The following is a 26,615-nucleotide window of genomic DNA, read 5'->3' as shown; positions in this document are numbered from 1 at the left end:
GATACTCCTCGTAATCTTTTTTTATATTCGCCTTTCTTTCCATATCAGGGAACGGTTGGCCTCAGCCCATGGTCTGCTGCCAGGTCTGTTCTTCCTCATGGTCGTCCTCCTTATGACCGAGGGCGATCTTCTTTTCCTGCTCTCTGCGCAGGGTCTTGCGGTCGGAGCGGTGGGGCGTGGTAGTGCTGTCCTTCACGGGATCAGCACCCTGACCGCGCTCCAGACTGCGGCCAAGCCGGACCAGATGGTCCGCAAGGCCACCATGCCCACCAGCGTCCCCAGCAGGAGCAGCCAGGCCGGTACGGACAGCGCCGTATCCAAACCGGGCGGCAAGATAGATATCTCTTTCTTCCTCCCAGCCCGTTTCAGTTCTGTACACATTTGCCCCCCCCCCCCCCCGCGACAGTGTCTCCAACTGCTCCTCGGTGGGGTACAGTTCCTTCCCGCTGGAAACCTCCCGCAAAAGGGCTGTGTGGGCCGCCGTGTGCCGCTCCAGCTCGTCCAGCCCGATGGAGCAACTCCTGTCACTCCTCCTTGCTGGGACAGTCCTGCGGTATCATAGTCTGCGGAGCGTTCCGCCCCTTCAATTCCTCCAGAGACAATCTCCGCCCGGATTCGGAATTCATGTTCCATGACCTCCTTGGTGTACTTTGTTTCGTGGAGCCGGTCATCCCGGCACTTCATGCCCGTGGGCGTGGTGTAGGTGATGTTCTTCCTACCGTCTGTCCAGTGCACCCGATACCCCTCGCTCTCCATTAGAGAGAGGAACTCCTCCTTGGTGGACGCATACCTCATACACTGGTCGATGGTGTTCATCAGCCGGAACTTCCGGCTCTCACCCTTGGCGGCAGAGCGGTACTCCCGACTGCTCATCCGCTTCCGCTCGACCTGCCTTTCAGGCGGAGGCAGGATCGCCAGACCGTGGGCGGCGCAGATTTCATCGTTGACGGTCCGGTGGGCTTGCAGGCCAGCGGCGCTCTGGTGGAGTTTTTTCCCGTCCAGGAAACTGACGCTGTTGACGATCAGATGGCTATGCAGGTGGTCGGTGTCGATGTGGGTGGCTACCAGTACCTCGAAGTTGGGGAACTCCCGCTGGGCCAGTTCCAAAGCGATGGCGTGGGCCTCCTGGGGCGTCAGGTCATCCGTCTCTGCAAAGGACTGGACGAAGTGGTAGTACTGCCGCCCGTCCGTTTTTCGAAACCGTTCTTTGGTGAGCTACATCTCGGAGAGGACAGACTGGGCGGTGCAGTTCCAGCCGGTCACCAGCCGCTGTCTCTCCCACAGCGTCTTTTCCTTTTGGCTGACATAGCGAGTGACACCGCCGAGCGCACCCCGGCCTCCGCCCCGGTTCTTAACGGCGGTGAAGGTAGCCATCTCGTCGACACCTCCTCCATATCATTCGCCTCCAGTCTGATAGACTGAAGTCTCATTCATTCCGGGGCGTCTCCTCTCCCCACAAAGGGTCACGCCCTTTGTGGAGGCCCCTTGCTTACCTCCCGCAGGAGCCGACAGAGCTGCTCGTTGATCTGCTGGTAACTCTCCGCCAGCCTGTCCCCGTACACCATAGTGCTCTTCCCCATGTTGGCCAAGGTGGTGAGCTGGTTCAGGTTACGGCCCTGGGCCTTCAACTCGGTGAGCACCTTGTCCAGGCCGTCCACCTAGACGACCTTCTTGCCCAGCCCGCAAAGGTGTTTCTGCCATACCAATTCTTGCATAAGTTTTTTGACGAGTTGACCAGCAGTTCTTTCGAAACTGCTGATATTTTTTCAGCCAGTCGAAAAACTCCCCCCGCAGGGGATGCCTCGCAGAGTTCCTGCGCCCGCAGGCGCAGGAACTCATTGAAATCCCGTCATTTCCCAGAACATGCACCTGGGAAATGACACTTCTCATAGCAGAAGGGGCGACAATTTCGCAGGAAATCGAGCTCTTTCTGCCACTTGTTCGATAGTCTCGATATTTTTCGCCATATTTTTCTGTTACAGCAAAGCAAATTCCCGAAGAAAAACAATCCACAGCAGCAGCGTCAGCATACTCAGGGCGCATGTCCAGACAACATACTGCCGGGCCAGCTCTCCGTCGCCGCCCATCTCCTCCGCCATGACCGCGCTGGCTGAGGCAACCGGTGAACCAAACACCCCTACCAGAGTACCCACAGTTGCGGGGGTGAGGGTAAACACGCCCAGATCCTGGGCGACAAAGGCCAGGCAGAAGCCAATGACGGGGGCAAGAATCAACCGCTGAACAATGCCCACGATCAGTTCCTTTTTCATGGCTCCCACCGCGCTGAAGTCCACTTGCCCACCCATCAGGACAAGGATCAGCGGCGTGGCCATGGAGGCCAGGCTGTCCACCGCTGAATAAAGGAAGGGCAGGCTGCCCTGGATGGAAAAGAGCAGCTCTCCGGAGGCGTCCCGTGGGATCCATTGACGGGCAATCAGGCAGGCTAAACCCACCACCTGTCCCAGAATCATGGGGTTTGTGGCAATGCTCTTCAGAATGTAGCCCGGACTGACACGCCGCTGGGGCTGATCGGAAAAGTAGATCAGGCACAGGACAGAGACAACATTAAAATAGATGATGGTCGGGGCCTGCATGCTGGCGGCGATGCTGCCGCCCTCCGCCCCTCCCAGAGCGGTGGCCAGAAGGATTCCAATGATGGAAAAATTGCTGCGGAAGCTGTTTTGAATCATCACCCCCCGGCGGCTGCGCTGCTGGGTAAACAGCATGGCCTCCGCCCAACCCACGGCGGTGATTGCCACACAGCAAATCAGGATGAAGCACATCATGTCCACCCGGATTTCAGACAGATCGGACAGGGTGTACACGTTGCGGAACATCATGGCCGAGATTCCGAACCGGAAGGTAAAGGTGCTCATTCGCTTCAGCAGGGACAGGTCAAAAAAATGTGTGTACCTGAGATAGTACCCCAGTAGCATCAAAAAAAGCATGGGGGCAATGGCGTTGAAGGCATAGAAAAAGGTGTCCAGCATGTTGTTTCCTTTCCAGGGCGGTATGGTGGGGAAGTTCCACACCGCAGGCTTCTAAAAAAGAGCGCCGCCCTGGCCCACATCGGCGCTGTGAGCCAGGGCGGCAAAAGAGAGAAATGCGGGAGTGGAGTTAGAGCAGGAAGAGCACACTGCAGACAGTGACCACAATCGTCATGATCAGCCACAGAGGCCCGCCCAGCAGGGCGAAGTCCTTGAAGGTATAGCCGGCGGGGAGAATCTGCATGTTGACGGCGGTGCCGATGGGGGTGGCAATGGCCAGGTTGGTGCCGACGGCCACAACGATGACCCAGGGCAGCGGGCTGATCCCCAGGGACATTGCCATGGGGATGACCACGGGGGTAATCATAGCCGCTACGCCGCTGTTCTGCATGAAGAGGGTGAGGGCGGAGCACAGCAGGCAGATTACCGCAGTGACCACGGGGATCGAGGCGTTCTGACCGCCGAAGGGAGCCAGCACAGCGTCAGCCAGCACCTGGCCGCCGCCGGACACATCCAGAGCAGTGCCCAGAGCGGAGATGGTGCCGATACACACCAGAACGTCCCAGGGCAGATTGGCAAGGGACTCCTTCACGGGGACGGTGCCGGTAACAAACAGGAAGGTGGCGCCCAGTAAAGCCACAATGGCGATGTCCAGTTTGCTGCTGAAGGGAGCCACACCGCTGAGGAAAAACAGGGCAATGCAGATCAGCAGGGTAACGATGGACAGGGTGCCCTTCCAGGCAGGAATCTCTTTCTGGTCGTTTATATTGCCGCTGAAGTTGGCAACGGAGAAGGCGTTGTTTTTGTCAAAGCCGGGGCTGTCAGGCTTAAGTACCCAGATCAACATATTATAACCAATGGTGCCCCACCAGATAATCTGCACGATGGCGGCGGGCACCATGGCCACGCTCATATCGAACATGCCCATGCCGACCTCATAGCCCTCATAGCCCTGGAGCACCGCGTTGGCAGCACCCTGGGAGACGGAGCCCACCAGAGTACAGGCGCCGCCAATGACGCAGGCCGTTCCAGCGGGGAAAATAACGATCTTAGAGCGGATCCGTCCGTTGGAGCCTGCGGCAACAGCGGCGATAATGGGCATCCACATGGCAATACAGGCGGAGTTGCTCAGGAAAGCGGACATCACAGTACAAATGGTAACGACTGTGATTACAAAAATCCGTTCATTTTTTGCAAAGGGGGAATTGCATATCTTTGCACCCAGCTTCTGGGCGATGCCAGTGACAAATAGGGCGTCGCCCACCACACACATGCCGGCCACCATAATGACGGTACTGCCGCCGAAGCTAGAATAGACAGAGGATTTGCTCATCTCCGGAATCAATAGCCCGCAGGCCAGAGCGGTGATGCTGCCGACCACGCTCATGGGGAGCTTGTTACTGAAGAACAGAATCATCGAAACCACTGTGATAATAATGGCGATGGTACTGGATTCCATAGTATTCCCTCCTATTTTCGTCTTAATTTTCCATTACACATACACAGACACAGGCTTACTTTGCGTCAGTATAGTCGTACCAACCCTTGCCGGTCTTTTTGCCGAACTCCCCCTTCTTGAACTTTTCAATAACCAGGGGGTTGGGCGCGTCAAAGGAATCATGGCTCTCAGCGTAGCGGTCTACCCGCACATAGTAGTTCACATCAATACCGGTCAGATCCATCAGGCGGAAGGGCCCCATGGGATAGTTTAATCCTTTTTCGCAGGCTGTGTCGATATCCTCCACAGAGGCAATCCCCTTCTCCAGCAGAGACAGGGCCTCGTGAACCACGGCGGCGTTGATGCGGTTGGCCACAAAGCCGGCAATCTCCTTGTTCAAAACGATGGGGCTCTTGCCGGTATTGATGGCGAAGGTGCGAGCCAGTTCCACAGCCTCGTCTCCAGTATGAGGTCCCCGGACCAGCTCCACCAGCTCCATCACCAAAGCGGGGTTGAAGTAGTGAATATTCATCAACCGCTCCGGATGCTCCGTTACGTCAGCCAGCTTGGAGCTGACGATATTGGAGGAGTTGGTGGCCAGCACCGTATCGGGCCTACACAGCCTGCTGATGCGTTCGAACAGCTCCCGCTTCACATCCAGCTTCTCAATGATCGCCTCGATCACCAGATCGCCCTTGGCGGCGGATCCGTCTACATCACCTGTGATGGTGAGATTCGCCTTGACGTCGTCCACCTGCTCCTGGGTCAGGCGGCCCTTGGCAACGCGGCCGGCTAAGTACTTGTCAGCCCAGGCCTGGGCTTTCTCCACGGCAGCGGGGAAGCTGTCGCACAAAATGACCTGATAGCCGGAGGCGCGGCCCTTGATGGCGGTGTTCATGGCAATCTGCTGCCCCATGATACCGGCGCCGATGACAACAATTGTCTTGAGTTCTTCTGCCCTCATACCAATTCTCCTTTTCTTTCCACAGATTTTCAGCCGATAGCATTACGCTAGATCCATGAGATTTCCGTCCGCGTCGAAAGAGAATGGACGCGGACCCTCTAAAATATCCACCTCCTTACAGCTTTTTGCCTTGTCCAAAAGTGCTTCGGAAATCATGATTGTCTGAAGGGAAAGGGTATTTTTCAGATACACGATGCGGGAACGCTTTGGATCCACATCGGCCAGAGTTTTCAGCGCGGTCTGAATCGCCAGCCGGTCGTCCTCCATGACCACGGGAATCTTCCCCACCCCCAGCACCTTGGTGGTGATCATGTTGAAATAAGTTGTGTTGGTGTCCAACTTCTCAAAGGCCCGCTTTGTGGTGACGTCCGCCGTGCCCAGCCCCACAAAGCTGCCGTGGCTCTCCGCTGAAATATCCAGCACCACGGTTCTCTGCTTTTGAATCCCGCCGGAGGCATACGGAGTTCCGAAGGTGCCCGTGACATTGGGATCCATCCCGTTTCCGGAAAAGTTTTTCCCAATTTCCCGCACTAGCAAAAGGTCTGTCTCCGGGAACAGCAGACGGGGCATGCGGCTCTTGGCATAGGTCAGCAGCGCAGGCTCCTTGTCAAAGATTTCCTCTGAGGGGAGCACCTCTATGCGACAGGTTTCGTCATGCTCATTTTCGATAATTCCCACGCCAAACAGAATGTTGCAGTGGTCATATATCACCCGGGCATACTGGGGAAGGCGCTCTCCAAACACCCGGAAGCCCTTTTGGTGCAGGAGATCCGCCCCCTCTCGTTTTCCCAGGCCAACCGCAATCATTTTGACCAGTCCGGACTCATAGGGGCCGCGGAAAGCGGTGTGCCCCTTGATCCTGCCAACCACAACGACGGCGTCGGACTCAAAGGCGAAGCGATCCATGCGAACCGGATCCCCGTCCGGCATTTTCCCTACCTCCACCGTCTCCATACTGGAGAAGATGGGGCATTCACAGAACTCCTCCGTGATGCCGTAGCTCTCCAAAATATTGCGCTGCCCCTCTGCGGTGGCCCCGCCATGGCTGCCCATCGTGGGGATGATATAGGGCTTTGCCCCCTGCCCCTTTAAGAAACGAGCAAGCTCCTGGAGGATTTCCGGCATGTGGGCAATTTGGCGGCTTCCGGCGGTCAGCACAACGCGCATGCCGGGACGAATTCTGGAACGGAGCTCCTCCCGATCCAGCTTTTCCCGCAGACATGCGGACACGTCCGGAATGCCGTCCTGAGGGAAATTCTGCCGAACCACATACACGGGGGGTATGGGAATATCTTTCAAAACCGCCCGAAGTCCAGACTGTTCCTTGATTACCATTGCGGCCCTCCTTTTCAGCTGTCCTCAATTCGATTTTGTGTCCCCGCGTTCAAAAAGTTTCTCGCTGTTCCCGCCCTGTGGGGAGACATACAAAAGAATTGGGACCACAGTTACTGCATTTCAATCAGGGCGGCCATGGCCTGTCCGCCGCCAATGCACAGGGTAGCCAAGCCGATTTTCCCGCCGGTGCGCTTCAGGTTGTGCATCAGGGTGACGATCAGCCGGGCTCCGGTGCAGCCCAGGGGATGGCCCAGGGCGATGGCGCCGCCGTTGATGTTGACCTTGGCGGGGTCCAGGCCCAGATCCCGGATACAGGCCACGGACTGGGAGGCAAAGGCCTCGTTCAGCTCCACCAGGTCGATCTGATCCAGCGTCATGCCGGTGCGCTGAAGGATTTTTTTGGTGGCGTAGTAGGGGCCGTACCCCATGATCGTGGGATCCAGAGCGGCGGTGGTGACGTCGATGATCCGGGCCATGGGCTTCAGGCCGATGGCCTTGACCTGTGTCTCGGACATCAGCACCAGGGCGGCGGCTCCGTCGTTCAGGCCGCAGGAGTTGCCCGCGGTGACAGTGCCGTCAGGCTTCACAATGGGCCGCAGCTTTGCCAGCACCTCCAAAGTCGTGGTGGGCTTCACAAACTCGTCCGTGTCGAATATGAACTCGTTTTTCTTCTCCTTCACATGGACAGGGACGATCTCTTCTTTAAAATATCCCGCCTGAATGGCTTGATGGGCCCGGCGCTGGGATTCCACGGAGAAGGCGTCTTGCTCCTCCCGGGTAATGTGGAAGCGCTCCGCCACATTTTCCGCAGTCTTCGGCATACTCAGACCGGTACCATAGATCTCCGCGGGAGCGGAGGTGGTGCCGGCCTCAATGTTGGAATCCACCAGGGTGTTTTTGTTCCCGCCCCAGCGGCTGCCCCGCAGATAGATGGGGGCGCGGCTCATGTTTTCCGTCCCTCCAGCCACAACGGTTTTGGCCTGGCCAGTCCAGATCTCCTGGTAGCCGCAGAGCACAGCCTGCATGGCGGAGGCGCACAGACGATTGACGGTATAGCCGGGAACCGTCTCCGGAAGGCCGGCCTCCAGCAGGGCGCACCGGGCGATGTTCGAGGCTTCGGTGCTCTGCCGCACCTCCCCTAAAATAACCTCGTCCACCAGGGCGCCGGCTATGCCGGCCCGGGACAGGGCCTCACGAATCACCAGAGCCCCCATTGTGTGGGCCGGAACGCTTTTCAGGGATCCGCCGTATTTTCCGATGGCGGTGCGCACCCCGCTCATGATGTAGATGTTCTCCATCCAAACACTCCCTTCCAAATGATATAGCTTCCTGTGTGACCAAACTACGGTGCATCACTGCAAAATAATAAAAGCAAGATTTGTGCCACCTTTTCAGAAAGAGACAAAAATTTTTGAGGATTCTTTGTTTGGAGAAAGAAGGTTCCTTTTTTCATAAATTTGCGCGAAAAGGCAAAGAAATTGCGATGCTCCAACCCAGTTGATTTATCTAGAAAATACAAGGGACGGCGCAATTGAGCCGTTTTATTTGTCCAAACCGCGCAAAACAACTGCGCAATTGCACGCTTTAATCTGTGCAATTGCGCAGTTGTTTTGCGCACTTTAGCAGATGCCCGGCAGAGCAGCTCACACTCCGCCGGGCAGAAAAACCGCGCTTACCTTAATAGAAACCCACAAAGGGGCGGCCCGGCCATCAGCGGGCCGGCAGTTGGAAACTTGGCACAGAAATTGCTGTAATATTTTGCTGTAGCGCTTTCCTTTGCAGGAGGCGACACAGGCCGGCAGAACAGCAGACAGCGGAAAGGAGTGCGGCTGTACATGGAATTTGAAAATATTTTGTATGAGGTAAGGGACGGAATTTTGTATCTTACCCTCAACCGTCCGGAGGTGCGCAACGCCCTGAGCCCTGAAATGTGGCGGGACATCAGCGCCGCAGTGCGTCAGGCCAGGCTGGACGACGCCGTTCAGGTGGTGGTGGTCACCGGGGCCGGGGACAAAGCCCTTGCTAGCGGAGCCGACATTCAGGAGCTCCATGACCGGTATTACATGGATCAGATGATCGGGACAGCCACCACCGCCCTGAAGGATCTGGAGGATCTGTACAAACCGGTGATCTGCGCAGTCAACGGCTATGCCCTGGGGGGCGGCTGTGAGCTGGCGGAGGCCTGTGACATCCGGGTCGCCACCCGCCGCTCCAAGTTCGGCCAGCCGGAAATCAATCTGAGCATCATTCCCGGCGCCGGCGGGACACAGCGGCTGACCCGCTTGGTGGGAATCAGCAAGGCCAAGGAGCTGATTTACACCGGCAAGATCATCACTGCGGAAGAGGCTCAGGCCATCGGACTGGTCAACATCGTCACCGACGACAGCAGAGAGGCGCTGATGTCAGAGGTGGAAAAGCTGGCCCGGCAGATAATGTCCAAGGGCCCCCGGGCGCTGATGCTGGCCAAAATCGCCGTCAATTACGGAGCGGAGACGGATATCAACACCGGCTTGATGATCGAGCGGCTGGCCCAGACCATCGCTTTCAGCACAGAGGATCGGAAAGAGGGCACTGCGGCCTTCCTGGAAAAGAGAAGCGCCCATTTCACAGGGCGATAAGCGCGGGAAAAATAAATTTTCCATTCTGATTTGTGTTCCCAAGTCCAAATTTCCCCCTTGTATTCCCACTCCCGCGGAGGGCTGCAAAAGAATTGGAACAAAATAAAAGGAGGATTTGATTAATATGAAACCATTGGAAGGAATCAAGGTTGTGGAACTGTCCACCATGCTGGCGGGGCCCATGTGCGCCCGCGTTCTGGCCGAGTGGGGAGCCGACGTGATCAAGGTGGAGACGCTCAACGGCGACGCCTGGCGCAAGCAGGCGGGTACCACCCTCTCTCCGTGTACTCCGGATGCCAACCCCAACTTCGACATGCAGAATCTGAACAAGCGCTTTGTCTCTTTGAATCTGCGTACAGAGGGCGGGCAGGAGGCCATGATGAAGCTGCTGGAGGGGGCGGACGTGCTGCTGACCAACTTCCGGGAGCAGGCCCTGGAGGGCATGGGGCTCTCCTATGAGCAGCTCAAGGGCCGCTTCCCCCGCCTGATCCACGCCGCAGTACTGGGCTATGGCTCTGAGGGGCCCGATAAGGATCGCCCCGGATATGACTACACCACCTTCTTCTCCCGCACCGGTCTGATGGCCGACCTGCCCCCCGCCGGCGGCGGCCCCCTGGTGCCCATCGGCGGCATCGGTGACCACAGTGTGGCAGTGGCTCTGGTGGGCGGCATCTGCGCCGCTCTGTACCGCCGCACCGTCACCGACACTGGCGACAAGGTGGACGTGTCCCTGTATCAGTCCGGCATTTTCATTCTCAGCACCGGCATTCTCAACGGCTTTAACGGCCGCGTGCTGCCCAGAACCCGGCTGGACTGCGGCCACGCCGGCAGCAACACCTATCAGGGCTCCGACGGAGAGTGGTTCTATCTGGCCTGCATCGATTACCGCCGGTTCCCGGAGCTGTGCCAGCTGATCGGACATCCGGAGCTGGCGGAGGATCCCAAGTACTCCACCAACACCGCATACTACGCCAACCGCACCGAGCTGACCAAAATTTTTGACGAGATCTTCAACAAGCAGCCCGTCTCCTACTGGGATGAGCTGTTCAACGAGCACGACATGCCCCACGAGGTTCTGCGCCACTTTAAGGACGTGCCCTATGACCTTCAGGCACAGGTCAACCACTACACCTATTTCCATGAATATCCCGACGGAACCAAGACGGTCTTCACCAACGGCCCGGTGCATTTCGCCTCTGTGGATCCCGCCAACATCCCCTGCCGCGTCTCCGGAGCGATTGGCCGGGACACCGCTCAGGTCTTGGATGCGCTGGGCTATTCGTCGGAGAAAATCGCCGCCATGTACGAAGCCAAGGAGATCCGATAAGCCGTCCATATCGAACTCCCCATTCTTTTCTGCGTTCCCGCCCCCGGGAGCGGGAGCGCAGAAAAAAGCCTGAATTGGGAGAAACAAGCTTGGTAATATGGAAAAATCAAATTTGTGAGGAGGGTTTTTAAACTATGAGTGAACATACCACTACCGCTCCGGCGGACAGCGGGCAGCAGGCCGCTCCGCCCCCCAAGCCCAAGCGCCCCAAACCCAAGTCCATGCTGATGATCGGGGAGCAGACCAACGCTCTGTTTGAAAATGCCCGTCTGGCCAAGGAGCGGGGAGAAAAGGTGGGCTGGTCGGCCTCCATCTTCCCCCAAGAAATCGCTGAAACCCTGGGGCTCAATGTGCTCTATCCGGAAAATCACGCCGCCGGCATCGCCGCCCGCCATCAGGCCAACCCGTTCCTTCAGGAGTGCGAGGGGCCTCTGGGCTATAACAATGACCTGTGCGCTTATGCGAAGCTAAACCTGGCCTACGCCGCCGTCCTCAACGGGGAGAGCGAGGTGGAGCTCCCCGACGGAGGCAAAATGGTCAAGCCGGACTTCCTGCTGCTCACCAACAACATCTGCAACCAGCTGACCAAGTGGTACGAGAATCTGGCCTATCAGCTGAATATCCCCGTGTTCTTCATCGACACCTGCTACAACCCCTGGGACTATGTGACCGAGACCCGGGTGCGCTATGTCCGTACCCAGATCGACCAGCTGATCAAAGACCTGTGCGCCTTCACCGGAAAGACCTGGGACGAGGCCCGCTTCAAGGAGGTCATGACCATCTCCCAGCGCAACAGCTACTTATGGGAGCGGGCCAACAACCTGCTGGATCACAAGCCCGCCCCCATCGGCGGATTCGAGCTGTTCAACTATATGTCCGCCATGGTGTGCAACCGGGGTAAGCCATCCACCACCGCCATCATGGAGCAGCTCAACGCCGAGATGGAGGAGAGCATCCGGAAGGGCACCTCCACCTTCCCGGTGGAACAGGAGTACCGGGTGTCCTGGGACGGCATTGCCTGCTGGCCCTACCTGAGCCACAACCTGCGCACCCTGAAAAAGTACGGCATCAACATGGTGGCCTCCAGCTACGGCAAGGCATGGGCCATCGAGTATGAGGATCTGGACGGCATGGCCCGGGCCTACTGCTTCGCCTCCACCAACGGAGACAATGCCACCACCATGCTCTCCCGCCGTCTGGAGGCCCTGCAGCGCTTTGACTGTGACGGAACCATTTATCATGTGAACCGCAGCTGCAAGGTCATGGACTGTCAGATGATGGAGGTTCAGCGGCAGCTGTCTGAAATGGCCGGGGTTCCCTTCACCTCTTTTGACGGAGATCAGGCGGACTACCGCAACTACAGCGAGGCCCAGTTCGAGACACGGATCCAGGGACTGGTGGAGATTATGAAGCAGAACAAGGAGGCGAAACGCAATGGCTGATTGGAAGACAAGTCTGGAGCGGCTGCAGCGGGCCTGCGCCAATCCCAGGGAGCAGCTGGATCGCTACTTGAAGCAGGGGAAGCAGGTGGTGGGCTGCTTTGCCCCATACGCCCCGGAGGAGCTGGTACATGCCGCCGGTCTGATCCCCATGGGCATGTGGGGAGGACGAACCGAGCTGAAGCTGGCCAAGAGCTATCTGCCCGCCTTTGCCTGTCCTATTATGCAGGCCAATATGGAGCTGGGGCTGAAAGGCGCCTATCAGGGGATCTCCGCAGTAATCATCCCCACAATGTGCGACACGCTGCGGTGTATGACCCAGAACTGGCGCTTCGGCATGAAGGACATCCCCATGATCCCCATTGTGTATCCCCAGAACCGCACCTCCCCTGCCAGCGTGGACTACCTGATCAGCGAATTTGAGACAGTGCTCACCATACTCTATACCATCACCGGAAACATGGTCAGCGAAAAGTCCATGGAGGAGGCAATCGCGGTCTACAACCAGCACAACGCCACCATGCGGGAATTTGACACGGCGGCCAACGACCACCTGGACGTCATCACCCCGAAGGTGCGCCATGTGGTTCACAAAAGCGCCTTCTTCTTTGAGAAGGGAGAGCACACCGCCCTGGTACAGGAGATCATCGCCGGACTGAAGGAGCTACCCGCACACCATTGGACAGGAAATAAAATCATTCTGGCGGGCATTCTCTGTGAACCTGAGGAGGTGCTGGATATCCTGGAGGAAAATCAGCTGGCTGTGGTGGCCGACGATCTGGCCCAGGAATCCCGCCAGTACCGCACAGACACCCCGGAAAAGGGGGGCGGCGCCCTCAAGCGCCTGGCCCTCCAGTGGAATGCCCGGTACGGATGCAGCCTGATCCACGAGCTGGGAAAGCCGAGAGGCAAAATGCTGGCCAAAATGTGCCAGGAGACCGGCGCCCAGGGCGTGATCTCCTGCATGATGAAATTCTGTGACCCGGAGGAGTATGACGAGCCCTACCTGGAGGCTGATCTGCGCAAGGCGGGGATCCATGTTATGAACATTGACATTGATCCCCTCAACCACAGCTACGAACAAGTGCGCACTCGAGTGCAGAGCTTCTGCGAGATGCTGTAACCGGCGCTCCACGGGAAACTGCAAAAAAGGGAAGCGAAGTTCCAGACTTCGATTCCCTTTTGAATCAGCGGTTCAACAGACAAATTCTGGAACCACAGCGACGGATATTGCGCGGAAATCCCCCTCCATACTATAATACTCCTATCTGATTGACACCATCCCACGGCTGTCTGAAATACCGCGGCCTGTAAATGCGTATTTACAGCTGTCTCTTCCGCCATTGAATCTGCCAGTAAAAAGGAGGGCTCCAAATGGATGAAAGCAAGGAGACGCAGATGCGGGATAGCCCGCTTCCTTTGTCGCTGTCTGTTGTTCTGGATAATATTGATACTGGAATCGCCATCTATGATGCCAAGGGAAACTTTGTGTTCATCAACACAGTGATGGTCAACTGGAGAAATATTCCCCGCAACGAGTATCTGACCATGAACATTCACGATTTTTCCAACTATCTGGACATCTGTGTCTTTGACCTGGTCATGGAGAAAAAGCAGCGTGTCAGCCGTCTGCAGTTCTATCGGGATATTCAATTCATTTCCGGCCCGGAACGAATGCGCATTGTGACGGGGACGCCCATCTTTGACGGCAAGGGCAACGTGCAGTATGTGATCACCATGCTTCAGGATGTACAGAAGTTTCAGAATCTCTACCATACCCTTTTGTCTGAGCGGGAGATCCTTCCGGCCATGGAGCTTGGGCCCAGCTCCGAGGCCGTGCCCAAGCAGCGGGTGGTGGCTAAAAGCGTAGCCATGCGGAACCTTCTGACCATCGCGGAGCAGATTGCTCCCCTGGATTCTAGCGTGCTGCTGTATGGGGAATCGGGAAGCGGGAAGGAGGTCTTCGCCCGCTTCATACACGAACACAGCAAGCGGAAGGACAGGCCGATGGTCACGGTAAACTGCGCAGCCCTCCCGGAAAACCTGATTGAATCAGAGCTGTTTGGCTACCAGAAGGGGAGCTTCACCGGAGCAAACAAGGAGGGAAAGGTGGGCCTGATCGAAGCGGCGGACAGAGGCACGCTTTTTATCGATGAGATCAACTCCCTGCCTATGAGCGTACAGAGCAAGCTTCTTCGGGTCATCGAGGAAAAAAGCGTACAGCGCATCGGCGCGGTGACGCCTAAAAAAGTAGATTTCCGGCTGATTGCCGCCACCAACCAGGATCTCCACGCCCTGGTGCAGGATGGAAAATTTCGGGAAGATCTCTACTACCGCCTCCGTGTGATCCCCCTGACCATTCCGCCGGTGCGCAACCGCACGGAGGACATCATTCCCCTGTGTCTCTATTTCCTGGACTTTTTCTGTAGCAAATACAACCTGAACAAAAGTTTTTCGGAAGAGGTGCTCCGTCAGGTACAGACCTACCGCTGGCCTGGAAACGTGCGGGAAATTCGGAATTTTGTAGAGCGGATCCTGGTCATGACCCCCCACTCCGTCACTGAAATCGCCAGTATCCCGGAGGGAATGCTGGAGGACGACACAAGCACGACACTCCAGCGGGAGGTTCCCCTGCTTCCGCCCCATGGAAAGAACAGAACCCCCTCCCGGGATGAAATCATTGCAGCCTTGAAGCTGTTTGGAAACAACCGCTCCAAGGTGGCCCAGTACCTGGGAATCTCCCGCCGTACCCTCCAGTATAAGCTGAAGGAGTACCAAATTCCGCCGCGGTATGGGAATTGAGAAGGGGGACGGCGCGCGGCTTTTGGCCGGATGACCTTTACCCGTTGTCGGGCTGGCACAAAATGAGGATGAGCTTTTTACCACGCTCGGAATGTACCTACACAGCTTATCTTTTTTCTGTCGAGCTTTTATCTCTCCTGTTGTGAAAAAATATCACTTCTCAGTTCGGGTTGGGGCGCTGGTCATGCTGCTCGCTTATGGATTTTCTGGATTTTTTATCGCCGCTTTGCTATTTCGACGCATGCGGAATTATCACAAATGGCTTCCGGTTGCTCTATCTTGGTTGAGCTGCGGCTATGATATTTGTCCTTGTATGGTCGCCTGATAAACAATGGAAGAAAAGAGAATTTATTTGATACATAAGAGCGATTTTGTGGAAAACAAGTTCCACAAAATCGCTCTTTTCCCATACACGGCTTAAGCCTCACAGGTTCACATTATGTACCTATGAGGCTTAACCCTTCTCTGCCGACTCTTTTGAAATCATTGGATCATCTCCAGCAGCTCACTCACATTCAGGCAGAGGTCCGGCCCATACAGGGGCACTCCGCCCAGTTCCGTCTGGAATACCTGTCCATTCCGCACCAGGCGCAGAGGGACAGAGAGATAGGCCAGCGCACAGCCGGGATACATATCCTTCTGCGGCATGATGTGCTTTCTCAGGGTCAGGTGGTCCCCTTCTCGCTGAAATACCCGTCCCCCCCCTGCACGATTTGACTGAGGAAATACACATCCAAAGCAGGTTCCCGCAAGACGAGCCCTCCCGCTTCCACAGAAAGCTGATAGTCCAGAACTATGTCCTGGACCGCACTCATAGAGGTGAGTTCCCCGAAATCGCAGGAGCACGCCGATGCGTCCCAGTGGGCCACCGGGTCTTCCCCCGGGACCTGGGAGGGGAGTTGATATTGGACAATTCCGGCAGACCATGTCCCGAAGGCAGGGAGGATCGTCTTGACTGTGCAGGAGAGCCCGTTCACCTCCAGGGGATCGCCTGGATGCAGACTGGAGAAACGGACCGTCCTGGTCTCCCCGTCCCACTCTGTGCGGCAGAGGAAGCGGAAATATCCGATTTGAAAATTGGGATTACCAAAGAGGAGTCCGTCCGGCTCGACTTTCCCCACCTCGGACAGAGGGAACATCATCCACCCGCCAATGTTATAGACATGCTCCAGCTCATTGCCATTGAAGAGCACCCTGATGTCAGTGGCATAGTAGCTGCCCCGGACCGTTCCGGGGGCCTCCCGGGTAATGTCAGGCTCCGGCATGCACTCCGGCCGCTGGGCCGACGTGACCGTTACCCACCGGGTCTCCGGGTCCCACTCCACCTGAAAGCCATATCCGGCCAGATCGCTCACCGAGACAACGGTGGTCCCGCCGATGTTGTAGGAGGCAATGGGGGCCCCGTCTATATAGGTAACGATGTCGGTGGTATAGACGCTACCCAGCCAGGTCCCCACAGGGACCTCCTCTTCCGCATCCTCCGCAAAGGAGGGGGCTGCCAAGAGGCAGGACAAGAGCAGCACAGCACACAGAAATCCAAGTTTTTGTTTCATAGACGGCTCCTTTCAAAAATATCAGACAGGCCAAATAGTTTTCTATATAGTAATACGATACACCACACCAAAATGCAACATTTTTGAGAAAATTTAAAGGCATTAAAAATCAGGCGGAATAACTAAGAAATTATGGTCTGCCATCCTTTAAACCATAAACAGCTGACCGGAGATCCGGTCAGCTGTTTTTTCTGTAAGCCCCAATGGTCAAAGTTTCTTCTCACACTTAGGACATACTGGTGCAGTTCATCTGCATCGGCTCTTTTGGTTTCTCCATCCGAGATTGTTTCGCTTCTCCCACCATCTCTCATTTATTATCGGGAAGACACTCTCCCGACAACGACAGCAAATCACGGAAAGGGATCTGCTCTCCGCCTTCCAGAATCATGACCTCCCTATAAGCATCAATTTTGCGGACCGCCCCGGTGGCAATCAAGTAATCTCCGCCCTCTTTTTTCCCGTCTGGCCGGAACCAGGTCACCGTCACCGCTGGATGCTGATCCAGCAATCCGGCCAACACACGGAGCTGCTTGTCCAGTTCCGCCTGGACACCTTTATCCAGCTCTTTTTGCAGCGTGGTCAACCGCCCCGCCTCCTGAAGGACCGCATCGTACCCACTCAAGGCTGCAAAGGGAGAAAACTGCGCCGCCCGGTCATGGCGGGGCATCTGAGGGTGGACTGCAGAGACATAATGGGGCAAGAAGAGCATGTCGTCGTATTTCTCTCTCATGCCTGGTGCCCCCCGATCTTCTGATTTCTCTCTCGGCTGGTGGCCCCATCCTCCAGCGCGGTCCCTTTCAAAATAGCGTTCTTGCCGAATCTCCTCTTGATATCCAGCACGGTGCTCTGGATCTTTTTCTCCCGCACCTGCTCTGCCTCCTTCCGGCGTTTCCACTCCTGCATGGTCTCATAGTCCACAAACAGGTCCATCTGCTCACAGGCATCTGCTTCCGGCACTTCCCGCTCCGGTAGCACTTTGAGTTGGTAAGATGCTGTGTTGAGACAGCTAATTTGAGATAAAAGAAGGCGGTTATTTCTAAGAAATAACCGCCTTCTTTTATTGGTTACGGAAACCACCGGCTCTGCCGGTGGAGGTGCCCCGTAAAAAAGCTTTAGCTGTCTGAAGCAAATGTCCGACCCATGCGATTCCGGTTCGCACCATTGCAATCATATACAATTAAAAATATTTTTTTATAACCATCCATAAAGTTTTACTAGTAATGGGTATATTGCCTTTACATTTTCTGGCATAGAAAGTATCGTATGGCTGATTATAAAGTTTTCCAAAAATAGATTGTCTTATCTATAGGCCCCAAAGAAGCTACAGAATACACAGGATCTGCAAAGTCGCAGAAGTAAGACTCAAAGATTTTTTCAGGAAATACTATAACCTGTCCCAGATTATCCATGATCTCAACTGCGTCAATAGTGTTCACAAAAGCATAGTTTTCTGTTCTGTTCAATGTATAGTAAAATCGATGGAGTTGGAGCCCATCAGTCCCGAAGTAAAAAGGGTCCCCACCTCCTTTTTCTTGACTGCTCCTTCCAGATGTGGGATAATAATAAAATTCCGAAATGACAGGAGGGGTCCCCGTGACCGCGTTTCTCATTCGTCTTCTGCTCCCCCCCGGTGCAGATCCCGGAGACCCCCAGGTCCGTCAGCGGTGCGGCTCTGTGTCCGGGGGCGTGGGCATCGCGCTCAATGCCCTGCTCTTTCTGGGCAAGCTCCTCTCCGGCCTGGCCACCGGCTCCATTGCCGTAGTGGCCGATGCCTTCAACAACCTGTCTGATGCTGCCTCCTCCGTCATCACCCTGGTGGGGTTCCGGCTGGCCGGACAGGACGCCGACCAAGAGCACCCCTTCGGCCACGGGCGGATGGAGTACCTCACCGGTCTGGTGGTGGCCCTGGCCATCCTTCTGATGGGGGTGGAGATTGGCAAGTCCTCCCTGGAGAAGATCTTTTCCCCGGAAGTCACCACCTTCTCCTGGATGGCGGTGGTCATTCTCTTCCTCTCCATCCTGGTAAAGCTGTGGATGTTTTTCTTCAACCGGACCCTTGGCCGCCGCATCGGCTCCGCCGCCATGGAGGCCACCGCAGCAGACTCCCTCTCCGACTCCATCTCCACTGGGGTCGTTCTCCTGTCCACTCTGATCTCTCACTTCCTCCATGTCCAGGTGGACGGCTTCGCCGGCCTGCTGGTGGCGGTGTTCATCCTGAAGACTGGGTGGGATTCTGCCAGGGAGACCCTGGACCCTCTGCTGGGCCGCCCCATGGACCCCTCGCTGGCCGCCGATATCGACCGGCTGGTCCTGTCCCACCCCCACATCCTCAACATCCACGACCTAGTCTACCATGACTACGGCCCCGGGCGGGCCATGATGTCCTTCCACGTGGAGGTCCCCGCCGGCTGCGACCTGCTGGAGATCCACGACGTAGTGGACCACATCGAGCGGGAACTGAAGGAGCGCCACCACATCGAGACCGTCATCCACGTGGACCCGGTGGTCAATGACGAGCGCACCCTGGCCCTGCGGGACCAGGTGACCCGGCTCACTCAGGAGCTGGACCCGGTCCTCACCATTCACGATTTCCGCATCACGGCTGGTCCGCTCCACACCAACCTGATCTTTGACGTGGTGGTCCCCTATGGCTTCCGCCTCACCGACCAGCAGGTGCTGGAGCAGCTCACCCGGTCGATCCGAGCCCTGTCCGATCACTACTACCCGGTGATCCAGGTGGATCACTCCTATATCGATCAGCGGAGCGTCCAAAACTGAGGGATATTTACAAAAAATTCACCCAAGAGGGGCAAAATCCCTTATAATAGAAGGAGAACGGTGTGATGCGGGGCCGTGGCACGCGCTCCCGGTCACAGGATAAACTTTGGGGAGCGCCCTGTCTCTTCCCCGAAACATGGAAAAGGCGGTGCTGATGATGGCAAAAAAAGTTCTGATCGTAGAGGACGACAGCAACATTGCGGAGCTTCTGAACCTCTACCTGGAAAAAGAGGGCTTTGAGCCCCTGGTGGCCAAGGACGGCGGCAAGGGGGTGGAGCAGTTCCGGGCTTTCCAGCCCGACCTGGTGCTGCTGGACATCATGCTGCCGGTAATGGATGGCTGGTCCGTACTGAAAAAGATCCGGGAGAGCAGCAAGGTGCCCGTCATCATGCTCACCGCCAAGGGGGAGACCAGCGACAAGGTCTCCGGCCTGGAAATGGGTGCGGACGACTATATTGTCAAGCCCTTTGAGATGAAGGAGGTCCTGGCCCGCATCCACGCTGTGCTGCGGCGCACCGCCGGCGGCGAGGAGGAGGGGGGCGCCAAAAAACTGGCCTTTGACAAGCTGGTCATCAATCTGGACTCCTATGAGCTGATCGTCAACGGCCAGCCGGTGGACACCCCGCCCAAGGAGCTGGAGCTGCTGTTCCACCTGGCCTCCTCCCCCAACCGGGTATTCACCCGCAACCAACTGCTGGATGAGGTGTGGGGCTTTGACTACTTCGGAGACTCCCGCACTGTGGACGTGCATATCAAGCGCCTGCGGGAGAAGCTGGAGGGGGTCAGCGACCAGTGGCGTCTGAAAACGGTCTGGGGCGTGGGCTACAAGTTCGAGGTCTCCCCCGCCGGGACGCCCGGCTGAGGCAGGTGTTTGCCTTGAAAAGCCTGTATAAGCGCCAGCTGTTCATGATGGTGGCCATCGTCTTTCTCTCCTTTTTCATGCTGTCCGCCGCTTTCATGATGCTCTCCTACCGCTATATCATCGCAGAAAAGCGGGACGCCATGGAGCGCAACGCCGACTATATCGCCTCCTTTACTTCCGAATATATCCAGCAGTCTGGGAGCCTGGATGTCTACTTCCGCAGCTATGTGGCTACCCTGGCTTCTGTCTCCGACTCCAACGTGCTGCTCTCCGATGTGGACGGGGATATCATCTATGCCTCCGGCGGCAGCTCCTCCGACCTGTCCAATTACACCGACAGCCGCATCCCCCAGCGGGTCCTCCAGCAGGTGCTGTCCAGCGGTTCCTACAACGGCCTGACTAACCTGGACGGCATCTACTCCGAGAAGCGGTATCTGGCCGCCTACCCCTTCGGCATCATCTTCGGCGGAGCCACCATTCCTCAGGGGCTGGTGCTGGTCTCCTCCGATACTTCCAGCGTCTCCGAGATGTGGCGTGCCACCGCCACCATCTTTTTCTTTACCGCTGTGACGGTGCTGCTCATCGCCGTGATTGCCAGTTCCATCACCTCCTCCCATCAGGTCCGTCCGCTGAACGAGATGGCAGAGGCCGCCCGGAAATTTGGGCAGGGGGAGTTCGACGTGCGGGTCACAGGCTATGAGAACCGGTGCGACGAGGTGGGCACCCTGGCGGAGGCTTTCAACTCCATGGCCGCCTCCCTGTCCAAGGTGGAGACCCAGCGCAGCGAGTTCATCGCCAATGTCTCCCACGAGCTCAAGACCCCCATGACCACCATCTCCGGCTTTGCGGAGGGCATCCTGGACGGCACCATCCCCCCGGAGCGGGAGCGGGACTCCCTGGAGATCATCGTCTCTGAGACCCGCCGCCTGTCCCGGCTGGTGCGGCGGATGCTGGACCTGTCCCGCCTCAATGCTTTGACGGAGAACATCACCGCTCAGGAGCAGTTCGACCTCACGGAGACCGTCTCCCAGGTATTGGTCAGCCTGGAGGGCAAGATCACCGGACGTGACCTGGATGTGGACGTTAAAATGCCGGACGAGCCCCTGAAGGTGTGGGGCGACCCGGATTCGGTGACCCAGGTGTGCTACAACCTGCTGGACAACGCCGCCAAATTTGCCGCCAAGGGGACCACCATCACGGTCCAGATCACCAAAAAGGACGGCAAGGCGTACACCTCCATCCGCAATCTGGGGGCCACCATCCCTCCAGACGAGCTCTCTCTCCTCTTTGACCGCTTCCACAAGGCGGACTACTCCAGAAGCATGGACCGGGAGGGCGTGGGCCTGGGTCTGTATATCGTCAAGACCATTTTGGGCAATCTAAAAGAAAACATCACCGTGACCAGTGAGGACGGTGTCACCAACTTTACCTTCACCCTCACCCTCGCCTGAGTTCTTCCAGGCTCCTCTGTGACGTTTTCTTTGGGCCTGCGGCGCGGGCCCCTTTCGTCCGGCCGCGTATGTTTGTCCCCCCTGCGGCATATTCTTTGACTGGAAGGGCGTGCGGGCGGCCCTTCGCCCCCATGTCCCCCTGCTCCGAGCAGGAATCTTCACACTGAACTGAGCGCCCCAGGGCGCGGGGAGGTTTCTTCTATGGACAATCGAAGCGATGGGCTCTGGCAGGGCGGCCCCTGGGAGCAGCCTGCCCGCCCCTTCTCCCCGCCGCCCGCCGTGGTAATCCCGCCCCAGAAATACCGTCCTCCCAGGCCGCCCCAACACCGCCACAGCGGTCGGATCGGCTTTCTCATCGCGCTGGCTTTGATCGTCTCCCTCACCGCCCTTGCAGTCTTGTTCAATGGCGGCCTCGCCCCCCGTTCCGCGGACCCCGTCCCCTCTGGGTCCGACCCGGGATACAGCAGCTGGGAGCAGGAGGAGGACCTCTCCGCGCCCCCTTCCATTCCGCAGGCGGAGACCGGCACCGGCGTCATCCTCTCCATTACTCCCCCCTCCGGTGAGGCGCTGACCTACACCCAGGTCTATGAAAAGGCCGCCCCCTCCATTGCGGCCTTGACCGCATACAGCGCCGGAATGGTCTCTACCGGTACTGGGATCGTACTCACTGCCGACGGATATATCGTTACCAACGCCCATATCATCGCCGGCGCCGAACAGGTCAACGTCACCCTCTCCGACGACTCGCTCTGGTCCGCCCAGTTGGTGGGCTTCGAGCCTTTGGAGGATCTGGCGGTGCTGAAGATCGACGCTTCCGGCCTCACCCCCGCCCAATTTGGCGATGACACCCTGCTCCGCAGCGGAGACCCCGTCTCCGCCATCGGCAACCCCATGGGCTACCGCTCCACCATCACGCCGGGCATCGTGTCTGCCCTGGATCAGCCGGTATCAGTGGAAGGGACCACCATGTACCTCCTCCAGACCAGCGCAGCCATCAACTATGGCAGCTCCGGGGGCGCCCTGCTCAATGACCGGGGCCAGGTGGTGGGGGTGACCACCATCAAGATCGTGGCAGACGACGGCTCTGCCGAGGGGCTGGGCTTCGCCATCCCCACCACCCGGGTCAAGCAGGTGGTGGACCGCCTCATCGCTGGAGCGCCGGTCACCCGCCCTTCCCTGGGGATCATCGTACGCCGGGGCCAGGGGGAGAACGGCGGTCTGGTGGTGGAGGAGGTAGATCCGGACAGCGACTGCCACCGGCAGGGCATTCAGCCCCAGGATATCATCGTGGCGGCCAACGGGCAGCAGGTCCAGACCTTCGCCGACCTGGAGCGGATCAAGCGCACCCTGGACGTGGGCGACTCCCTGCTCCTGGAGGTCCTGCGGGGCGGGGAGCACCTGGAGTTCACCGTCACTCTGATGGATCAGGACGACTTCTGACTCTGTCCCCGCCCAAGCGCGTCTCCCGGTCCGGGAGATACGCTTATTCTGTGTGGAAATCCTCCATGGACGTTTTCCACAGCATGCATCCCGCTACTTTTCCGCCCGCTCTGGGGCGGAAAAGTTCTCGCTTTGCTCGCCGCAGCCCTTGACGTACAAAGGCTGCGGAGGATGTGATCTCATTCGAGGCGGGCTGCCGCCCCCTCGAACTCCCCTGTCTGATCCTGAAACATCTGTCCCTGAAAAAAGCTTTCGAAAAGCCGAGTGCGTCTCCCGATCCGGGAGACGCACTTTTGTCCCCTTGTCCGCCGTGCCCGGAGCATCTTCCTTTCCACTTGCCTTTTTTCTCCGTCCGGAGTACACTAGAAGCAGGAAGCATCCTTCATTCTGAGTGCGGGAGGTAATGCAAGATGGCAAAATTCATCCGTTTTCTGGGGCCGGACGGCCCCACCTATGGCCGCGTGGAGGACGACGTGGTCTACACCCTGTCCGGTGACCTGTTTGGCTGGTGGGAGGAGACCGGAGAGGGTTTTCTCCTGGACGGTCTGAAGCTCCTGCCCCCCTGCTCTCCCGGCAAGATGCTGGCGGTGGGCTTCAACTACCGGGATCACGCCGAGGAGTTCCACACCCCCATTCCCACCGACCCAAACATCTTCCTTAAGCCGCCCAGCTGCCTGGCCGCCCATGGGCAGAAGGTCCTCTATCCCCGTGCCCTGACCCGGCAGGTAGAGTATGAGGCGGAGCTGGTAGTGGTCATTGGCCGGCATGCCCGCCATGTCACCCCGGAGCAGGCCCCGGACTATATTCTGGGCTACACCGTGGGCAACGACGTCACCGCCCGGGATCTCCAGTCCCCCACCGGGCAGTGGGCGCTGTGCAAGGGCTTTGATACCTTCGGCCCCATCGGTCCCTGTATCGTCACCGATGTGGACCCCCAGGCCGGGCTGGAGATCGAGAGCTTTGTCAACGGGGAGCGGAAGCAGCACTCCAACACCCGCAATCTCATCTTTGACCCCTTCCACCTGGTGAGCTATCTCTCTCAGGCCCTCACCCTGGAACCTGGCGACGTGATCTTCACCGGCACCCCCTCCGGTGTCAGTCCGGTCCATCCCGGCGACGTGATGGAGATGCGCATCCAGGGCATCGGCTCTCTCATCAATCCGGTAGCCGCCGAACCCCTGTGAGCAGAAAAATCGCTCTCCCAGACCTTTGAGTCCGGAAGAGCGATTTTTCTGCTCCTTGTTTACTTGCTGCTGGGCAGGACAGACGCCACCGCCGCCGCAAAATTATTGATGGGCATAGTCTGGAGCACGATGCGCCCCGGGCCGGTGACCACGGTGTTGAACAGCCCCTCACCGCCAAAGAGGACGTTTTTGACGCCCTTCACCGTCTGGATATCAATGGAGCAGGTTGCGTCCATCATGGCCAGGTTTCCGCTGTCTACCACCATCTTCTCCCCCGCCTTCAGCTCGTACTCCACCGCAGAGCCGTCGATCTCCACGAAAGCCTTGCCACGGCCGGACAGCTTCTGCATGATGAAGCCCTCGCCGCCGAAAAATCCGGCGCCCGTTTTCTTCTGGAAGAAGATGGACAGCTCCACCCCCTCCTCCGCTGCCAGGAAGCCGGCCTTCTGCACCACCATCGGGCGGTCGTCCATGACCTCCACCTCCCGGATGGAACCGGGGAAGCTGGAGGCAAAGGCAATCATCCCCGCGCCGCCCCGGGCGGTATAGATATTCTGAAATATGGACTCGCCGGAAAACATCCTCCCGAAGGCCTTGCCGATGCCGCCCGCCGAGGTCTGCATCTCTATGTTGGGGCTCATCCAGACCATGGACCCCTTCTCTGTGATCATGCTCTCTCCGCTGGCCAGCTGGCAGATCACCACCGGCATGGGTTCTCCTGTGATTTGATACTGCATGGTTTTCCCGCCTTTCTGATCGATCAGTCTCTTTTCCCCGCTCCTGGGGGCCGCCTCCAGTATAGCGTATCCACTCCTTGGCGGCAACTATAAAAAAGCGGGCCGCGGAAGTCTCCTCCCGCGGCCCGCCCTTCTGTCCCCGGCCGTTCCGTTGGTCATTTCTCCGCCCAGTTCCCGGTGGCCTCAGCGGTAAGGTAGGCGTTGATGAACCCGTCCAAGTCCCCGTCCATCACGCCGTTGATGTTGCTGGTCTCATAGGCGGTGCGGTTATCCTTTACCATCTGGTAGGGCATGAACACATAGGAGCGGATCTGGCTGCCCCATTCGATTTTCAGCTGGACCCCCTTCAGGTCGGATATCTTGTCCGCCTTCTCCTGCATCTGCAGCTCCACCAGTTTGGCCCGGAGCATCTTCATACAGTTGTCCTTGTTCTGGAACTGGGAGCGCTCCTGCTGAGAGGCCACCACGATACCGGTGGGCTTGTGGATCAGGCGCACAGCGGAGGAGGTCTTGTTGACGTGCTGGCCGCCGGCGCCGCTGGCCCGGTAGACCTGCATCTCGATGTCCTCGGGGCGGATATCCACCTCCACATCCTCGGGCAGGTCAGGCATGACCTCCACTGAGGCGAAGGAGGTCTGCCGCCGGGCGTTGGCATCAAAGGGAGATACCCGAACCAGACGGTGGACGCCGTGCTCCCCTCTCAGGTAGCCGTAGGCGTTCTCCCCCTCCACCATGATGGTGGCCGACTTGATGCCCGCCTCGTCCCCCTCCTGGTAGTCCATGATCTGATAGGTAAAGCCGTGGCGCTCGGTCCAGCGGGTGTACATGCGGTAGAGCATCTGGGCCCAGTCCTGGGCCTCAGTGCCGCCGGCACCGGGGTGGATGGTCAGGATCACATTGGAGCTGTCATACTCCCCAGTGAGCAGGGTCTGTAAGCGCGCCTCCTCCATGTCCCGCTCCAGCTGGGCGAAGCCCTCCTCAAGCTCGGGCAGCAGGGATTCGTCCTCGAACTCATTGCCCATCTCGCACAGGGCCATCAGGTCGTCCCACTCCCGGCGGCGCTTGTTCTGCTTGTCCACCTTATCCTGTAAATTCTTGATGCGCTGCTGCACCTTCTGAGCCTTCTCCAGGTTGTTCCAGAAGCCGTCGGCGGCGCTCTCCGCCTGGAGCATGTCCAGTTCCCGCTCGGCGGATTCCAGGTCCAGGGCTTTTCCCAGTTCCTCCAGGGTGGGAGCCAGGTTGTTCAGCTTGACCTTGTATTCGTCGAATTGGAGCATATGGTCCTCACTCTTTCCATCAAATTCCCGCCCTGACGGGCAGTATTCCAATCAAAGCCCAATTATTATATCTGAACTCGGCTGGAAAGTAAAGAAAAAACCGGATATTCCAGTGTTTTTTTGCGCCGCCGCTCCCACCGTGCAGAGGCGTTCTCCCTCTGCTTCGACAAATGGAAGGGCCGTCTCGCTCAGCGAGACGGCCCTTCAGCGGTCGCTGGCCAGCCAGCCGTCCCCCTGAAAGATGAGATCGTCCAGATCGCGCCAGGGCTCAGGCTGCGTCGGACGCTGTACTTGGATCATCTGATTTTCTTCCATATCGAGAACTTCCTCCCTCTGTATCTGATCGCGGCGCCGGTGGTCCTCCCACCGGCGTACACATCAGTATATGCCGCGGTCCATGGAATATGTGCTCGAAACCGTACA

Annotated in this window: 25 protein-coding genes and 1 pseudogene; 10 read left to right on the top strand and 16 right to left on the bottom strand. The window is 57.8% G+C overall.

All coding sequences use genetic code 11. The features are described from left to right. Positions 1 to 61: 61 nt before the first annotated feature. The 9 genes and pseudogenes from L9O85_RS02285 to L9O85_RS02245 all read right to left on the bottom strand — a co-directional run bounded on the left by L9O85_RS02285 (position 62) and on the right by L9O85_RS02245 (position 8,022). Positions 62 to 196: a hypothetical protein gene (locus L9O85_RS02285; RefSeq protein ID WP_301579408.1), complete on the bottom strand. Its 135-nt coding sequence runs from the start codon at positions 194 to 196 to the stop codon at positions 62 to 64. Continuing rightward, a pseudogene (locus tag L9O85_RS02280) lies at positions 193 to 1,152 on the bottom strand (relaxase/mobilization nuclease domain-containing protein); the annotation flags it as partial. The gene L9O85_RS02285 and the pseudogene L9O85_RS02280, both read right to left, overlap by 4 nt. Positions 1,153 to 1,215: 63 nt before the next feature. Beyond that, a complete protein-coding gene (locus L9O85_RS02275) occupies positions 1,216 to 1,374 on the bottom strand; it encodes a hypothetical protein (RefSeq protein ID WP_301579406.1) in 159 nt (52 codons plus the stop codon). An 89-nt stretch (positions 1,375 to 1,463) separates the two neighbouring features. Then, positions 1,464 to 1,658, bottom strand: coding sequence for a plasmid mobilization relaxosome protein MobC (gene mobC, locus L9O85_RS02270; protein WP_301579404.1), 195 nt, complete (start codon positions 1,656 to 1,658; stop codon positions 1,464 to 1,466). A 318-nt stretch (positions 1,659 to 1,976) separates the two neighbouring features. Continuing rightward, positions 1,977 to 2,990 carry an AEC family transporter gene (locus L9O85_RS02265; RefSeq protein ID WP_301579402.1) on the bottom strand — a complete coding sequence of 338 codons (1,014 nt, stop codon included), beginning with the start codon at positions 2,988 to 2,990 and terminating at the stop codon, positions 1,977 to 1,979. A 127-nt stretch (positions 2,991 to 3,117) separates the two neighbouring features. Beyond that, positions 3,118 to 4,446, bottom strand: coding sequence for an SLC13 family permease (locus L9O85_RS02260; protein ID WP_301579401.1), 1,329 nt, complete (start codon positions 4,444 to 4,446; stop codon positions 3,118 to 3,120). 55 nt (positions 4,447 to 4,501) lie between these two features. Then, on the bottom strand, positions 4,502 to 5,389 hold the full coding sequence (locus L9O85_RS02255) for a 3-hydroxyacyl-CoA dehydrogenase family protein (RefSeq protein ID WP_301579400.1): 888 nt from the start codon (positions 5,387 to 5,389) through the stop codon (positions 4,502 to 4,504). A gap of 42 nt (positions 5,390 to 5,431) precedes the next feature. Next, positions 5,432 to 6,724, bottom strand: a complete 1,293-nt coding sequence (locus L9O85_RS02250) for a lactate racemase domain-containing protein (RefSeq protein ID WP_301579398.1) — start codon at positions 6,722 to 6,724, stop codon at positions 5,432 to 5,434. Positions 6,725 to 6,834: 110 nt separating this feature from the next. After that, positions 6,835 to 8,022 carry a thiolase family protein gene (locus tag L9O85_RS02245; protein WP_301579396.1) on the bottom strand — a complete coding sequence of 396 codons (1,188 nt, stop codon included), beginning with the start codon at positions 8,020 to 8,022 and terminating at the stop codon, positions 6,835 to 6,837. Between the two features lie 537 nt (positions 8,023 to 8,559). Between L9O85_RS02245 and L9O85_RS02240 the strand changes: the two genes are divergently transcribed. The 5 genes from L9O85_RS02240 to L9O85_RS02220 all read left to right on the top strand — a co-directional run bounded on the left by L9O85_RS02240 (position 8,560) and on the right by L9O85_RS02220 (position 14,910). Further along, positions 8,560 to 9,342: an enoyl-CoA hydratase/isomerase family protein gene (locus L9O85_RS02240; protein ID WP_276854606.1), complete on the top strand. Its 783-nt coding sequence runs from the start codon at positions 8,560 to 8,562 to the stop codon at positions 9,340 to 9,342. A 124-nt stretch (positions 9,343 to 9,466) separates the two neighbouring features. Next, entirely contained in the window at positions 9,467 to 10,669 is a 1,203-nt protein-coding gene (locus L9O85_RS02235; protein WP_276854604.1) for a CaiB/BaiF CoA transferase family protein, read from the top strand. Positions 10,670 to 10,803: 134 nt separating this feature from the next. Continuing rightward, positions 10,804 to 12,111, top strand: a complete 1,308-nt coding sequence (locus tag L9O85_RS02230; RefSeq protein WP_301579394.1) for a 2-hydroxyacyl-CoA dehydratase subunit D — start codon at positions 10,804 to 10,806, stop codon at positions 12,109 to 12,111. After that, complete coding sequence (locus L9O85_RS02225) at positions 12,104 to 13,231, top strand: 2-hydroxyacyl-CoA dehydratase subunit D (RefSeq protein ID WP_301579393.1); 1,128 nt, start codon at positions 12,104 to 12,106, stop codon at positions 13,229 to 13,231. The genes L9O85_RS02230 and L9O85_RS02225 overlap by 8 nt, the downstream gene beginning before the upstream one ends. A 251-nt stretch (positions 13,232 to 13,482) precedes the next feature. Continuing rightward, positions 13,483 to 14,910: a sigma-54 interaction domain-containing protein gene (locus tag L9O85_RS02220; RefSeq protein WP_301579392.1), complete on the top strand. Its 1,428-nt coding sequence runs from the start codon at positions 13,483 to 13,485 to the stop codon at positions 14,908 to 14,910. Between the two features lie 483 nt (positions 14,911 to 15,393). Here the strand turns inward: L9O85_RS02220 and L9O85_RS02215 are convergent, their stop codons facing one another. The 5 genes from L9O85_RS02215 to L9O85_RS02195 form a co-directional block, all read right to left on the bottom strand. Then, a complete protein-coding gene (locus tag L9O85_RS02215) occupies positions 15,394 to 15,558 on the bottom strand; it encodes a hypothetical protein (RefSeq protein ID WP_301579391.1) in 165 nt (54 codons plus the stop codon). Positions 15,559 to 15,575: 17 nt separating this feature from the next. Then, positions 15,576 to 16,463, bottom strand: a complete 888-nt coding sequence (locus L9O85_RS02210; protein ID WP_301579390.1) for a hypothetical protein — start codon at positions 16,461 to 16,463, stop codon at positions 15,576 to 15,578. A 307-nt stretch (positions 16,464 to 16,770) separates the two neighbouring features. After that, the gene (locus L9O85_RS02205; protein WP_301579389.1) at positions 16,771 to 17,193 is read right to left on the bottom strand and encodes a hypothetical protein; all 423 of its coding nucleotides are present in this window, start codon (positions 17,191 to 17,193) and stop codon (positions 16,771 to 16,773) included. Beyond that, entirely contained in the window at positions 17,190 to 17,420 is a 231-nt protein-coding gene (locus L9O85_RS02200) for a hypothetical protein (protein ID WP_301579388.1), read from the bottom strand. The genes L9O85_RS02205 and L9O85_RS02200 overlap by 4 nt, the downstream gene beginning before the upstream one ends. A 314-nt stretch (positions 17,421 to 17,734) precedes the next feature. Continuing rightward, complete coding sequence (locus L9O85_RS02195) at positions 17,735 to 18,073, bottom strand: hypothetical protein (RefSeq protein ID WP_276853171.1); 339 nt, start codon at positions 18,071 to 18,073, stop codon at positions 17,735 to 17,737. On the opposite strand from L9O85_RS02195, the gene L9O85_RS02190 reads away from it, so the two are divergent. From L9O85_RS02190 to L9O85_RS02170, 5 genes are all read left to right on the top strand, one after another. Continuing rightward, on the top strand, positions 18,057 to 19,241 hold the full coding sequence (locus tag L9O85_RS02190; protein ID WP_301579387.1) for a cation diffusion facilitator family transporter: 1,185 nt from the start codon (positions 18,057 to 18,059) through the stop codon (positions 19,239 to 19,241). The genes L9O85_RS02195 and L9O85_RS02190 overlap by 17 nt on opposite strands. Positions 19,242 to 19,398: 157 nt before the next feature. Next, entirely contained in the window at positions 19,399 to 20,103 is a 705-nt protein-coding gene (locus L9O85_RS02185; protein ID WP_082203642.1) for a response regulator transcription factor, read from the top strand. 14 nt (positions 20,104 to 20,117) lie between these two features. Continuing rightward, the gene (locus L9O85_RS02180; RefSeq protein ID WP_108979907.1) at positions 20,118 to 21,554 is read left to right on the top strand and encodes a sensor histidine kinase; all 1,437 of its coding nucleotides are present in this window, start codon (positions 20,118 to 20,120) and stop codon (positions 21,552 to 21,554) included. Positions 21,555 to 21,755: 201 nt separating this feature from the next. Continuing rightward, positions 21,756 to 22,994, top strand: coding sequence for a S1C family serine protease (locus tag L9O85_RS02175; RefSeq protein WP_276757631.1), 1,239 nt, complete (start codon positions 21,756 to 21,758; stop codon positions 22,992 to 22,994). 410 nt (positions 22,995 to 23,404) lie between these two features. Beyond that, positions 23,405 to 24,178 carry a fumarylacetoacetate hydrolase family protein gene (locus L9O85_RS02170; RefSeq protein ID WP_277103081.1) on the top strand — a complete coding sequence of 258 codons (774 nt, stop codon included), beginning with the start codon at positions 23,405 to 23,407 and terminating at the stop codon, positions 24,176 to 24,178. Positions 24,179 to 24,237: 59 nt separating this feature from the next. Here L9O85_RS02170 and L9O85_RS02165 read toward each other — a convergent pair whose 3' ends face one another. Then, the gene (locus L9O85_RS02165) at positions 24,238 to 24,915 is read right to left on the bottom strand and encodes a TIGR00266 family protein (RefSeq protein WP_050622733.1); all 678 of its coding nucleotides are present in this window, start codon (positions 24,913 to 24,915) and stop codon (positions 24,238 to 24,240) included. A 155-nt stretch (positions 24,916 to 25,070) separates the two neighbouring features. Next, entirely contained in the window at positions 25,071 to 26,192 is a 1,122-nt protein-coding gene (gene prfB / locus L9O85_RS02160; RefSeq protein ID WP_050622734.1) for a peptide chain release factor 2, read from the bottom strand. Between the last annotated feature and the right edge of the window lie 423 nt (positions 26,193 to 26,615).

This window comes from Lawsonibacter asaccharolyticus, assembly GCF_022453915.1.
In the GTDB taxonomy this organism is placed as follows: domain Bacteria; phylum Bacillota; class Clostridia; order Oscillospirales; family Oscillospiraceae; genus Lawsonibacter; species Lawsonibacter asaccharolyticus.
Note: the sequence above shows the minus strand (reverse complement) of the source record. Positions and strands in the feature narration are given on the sequence as shown.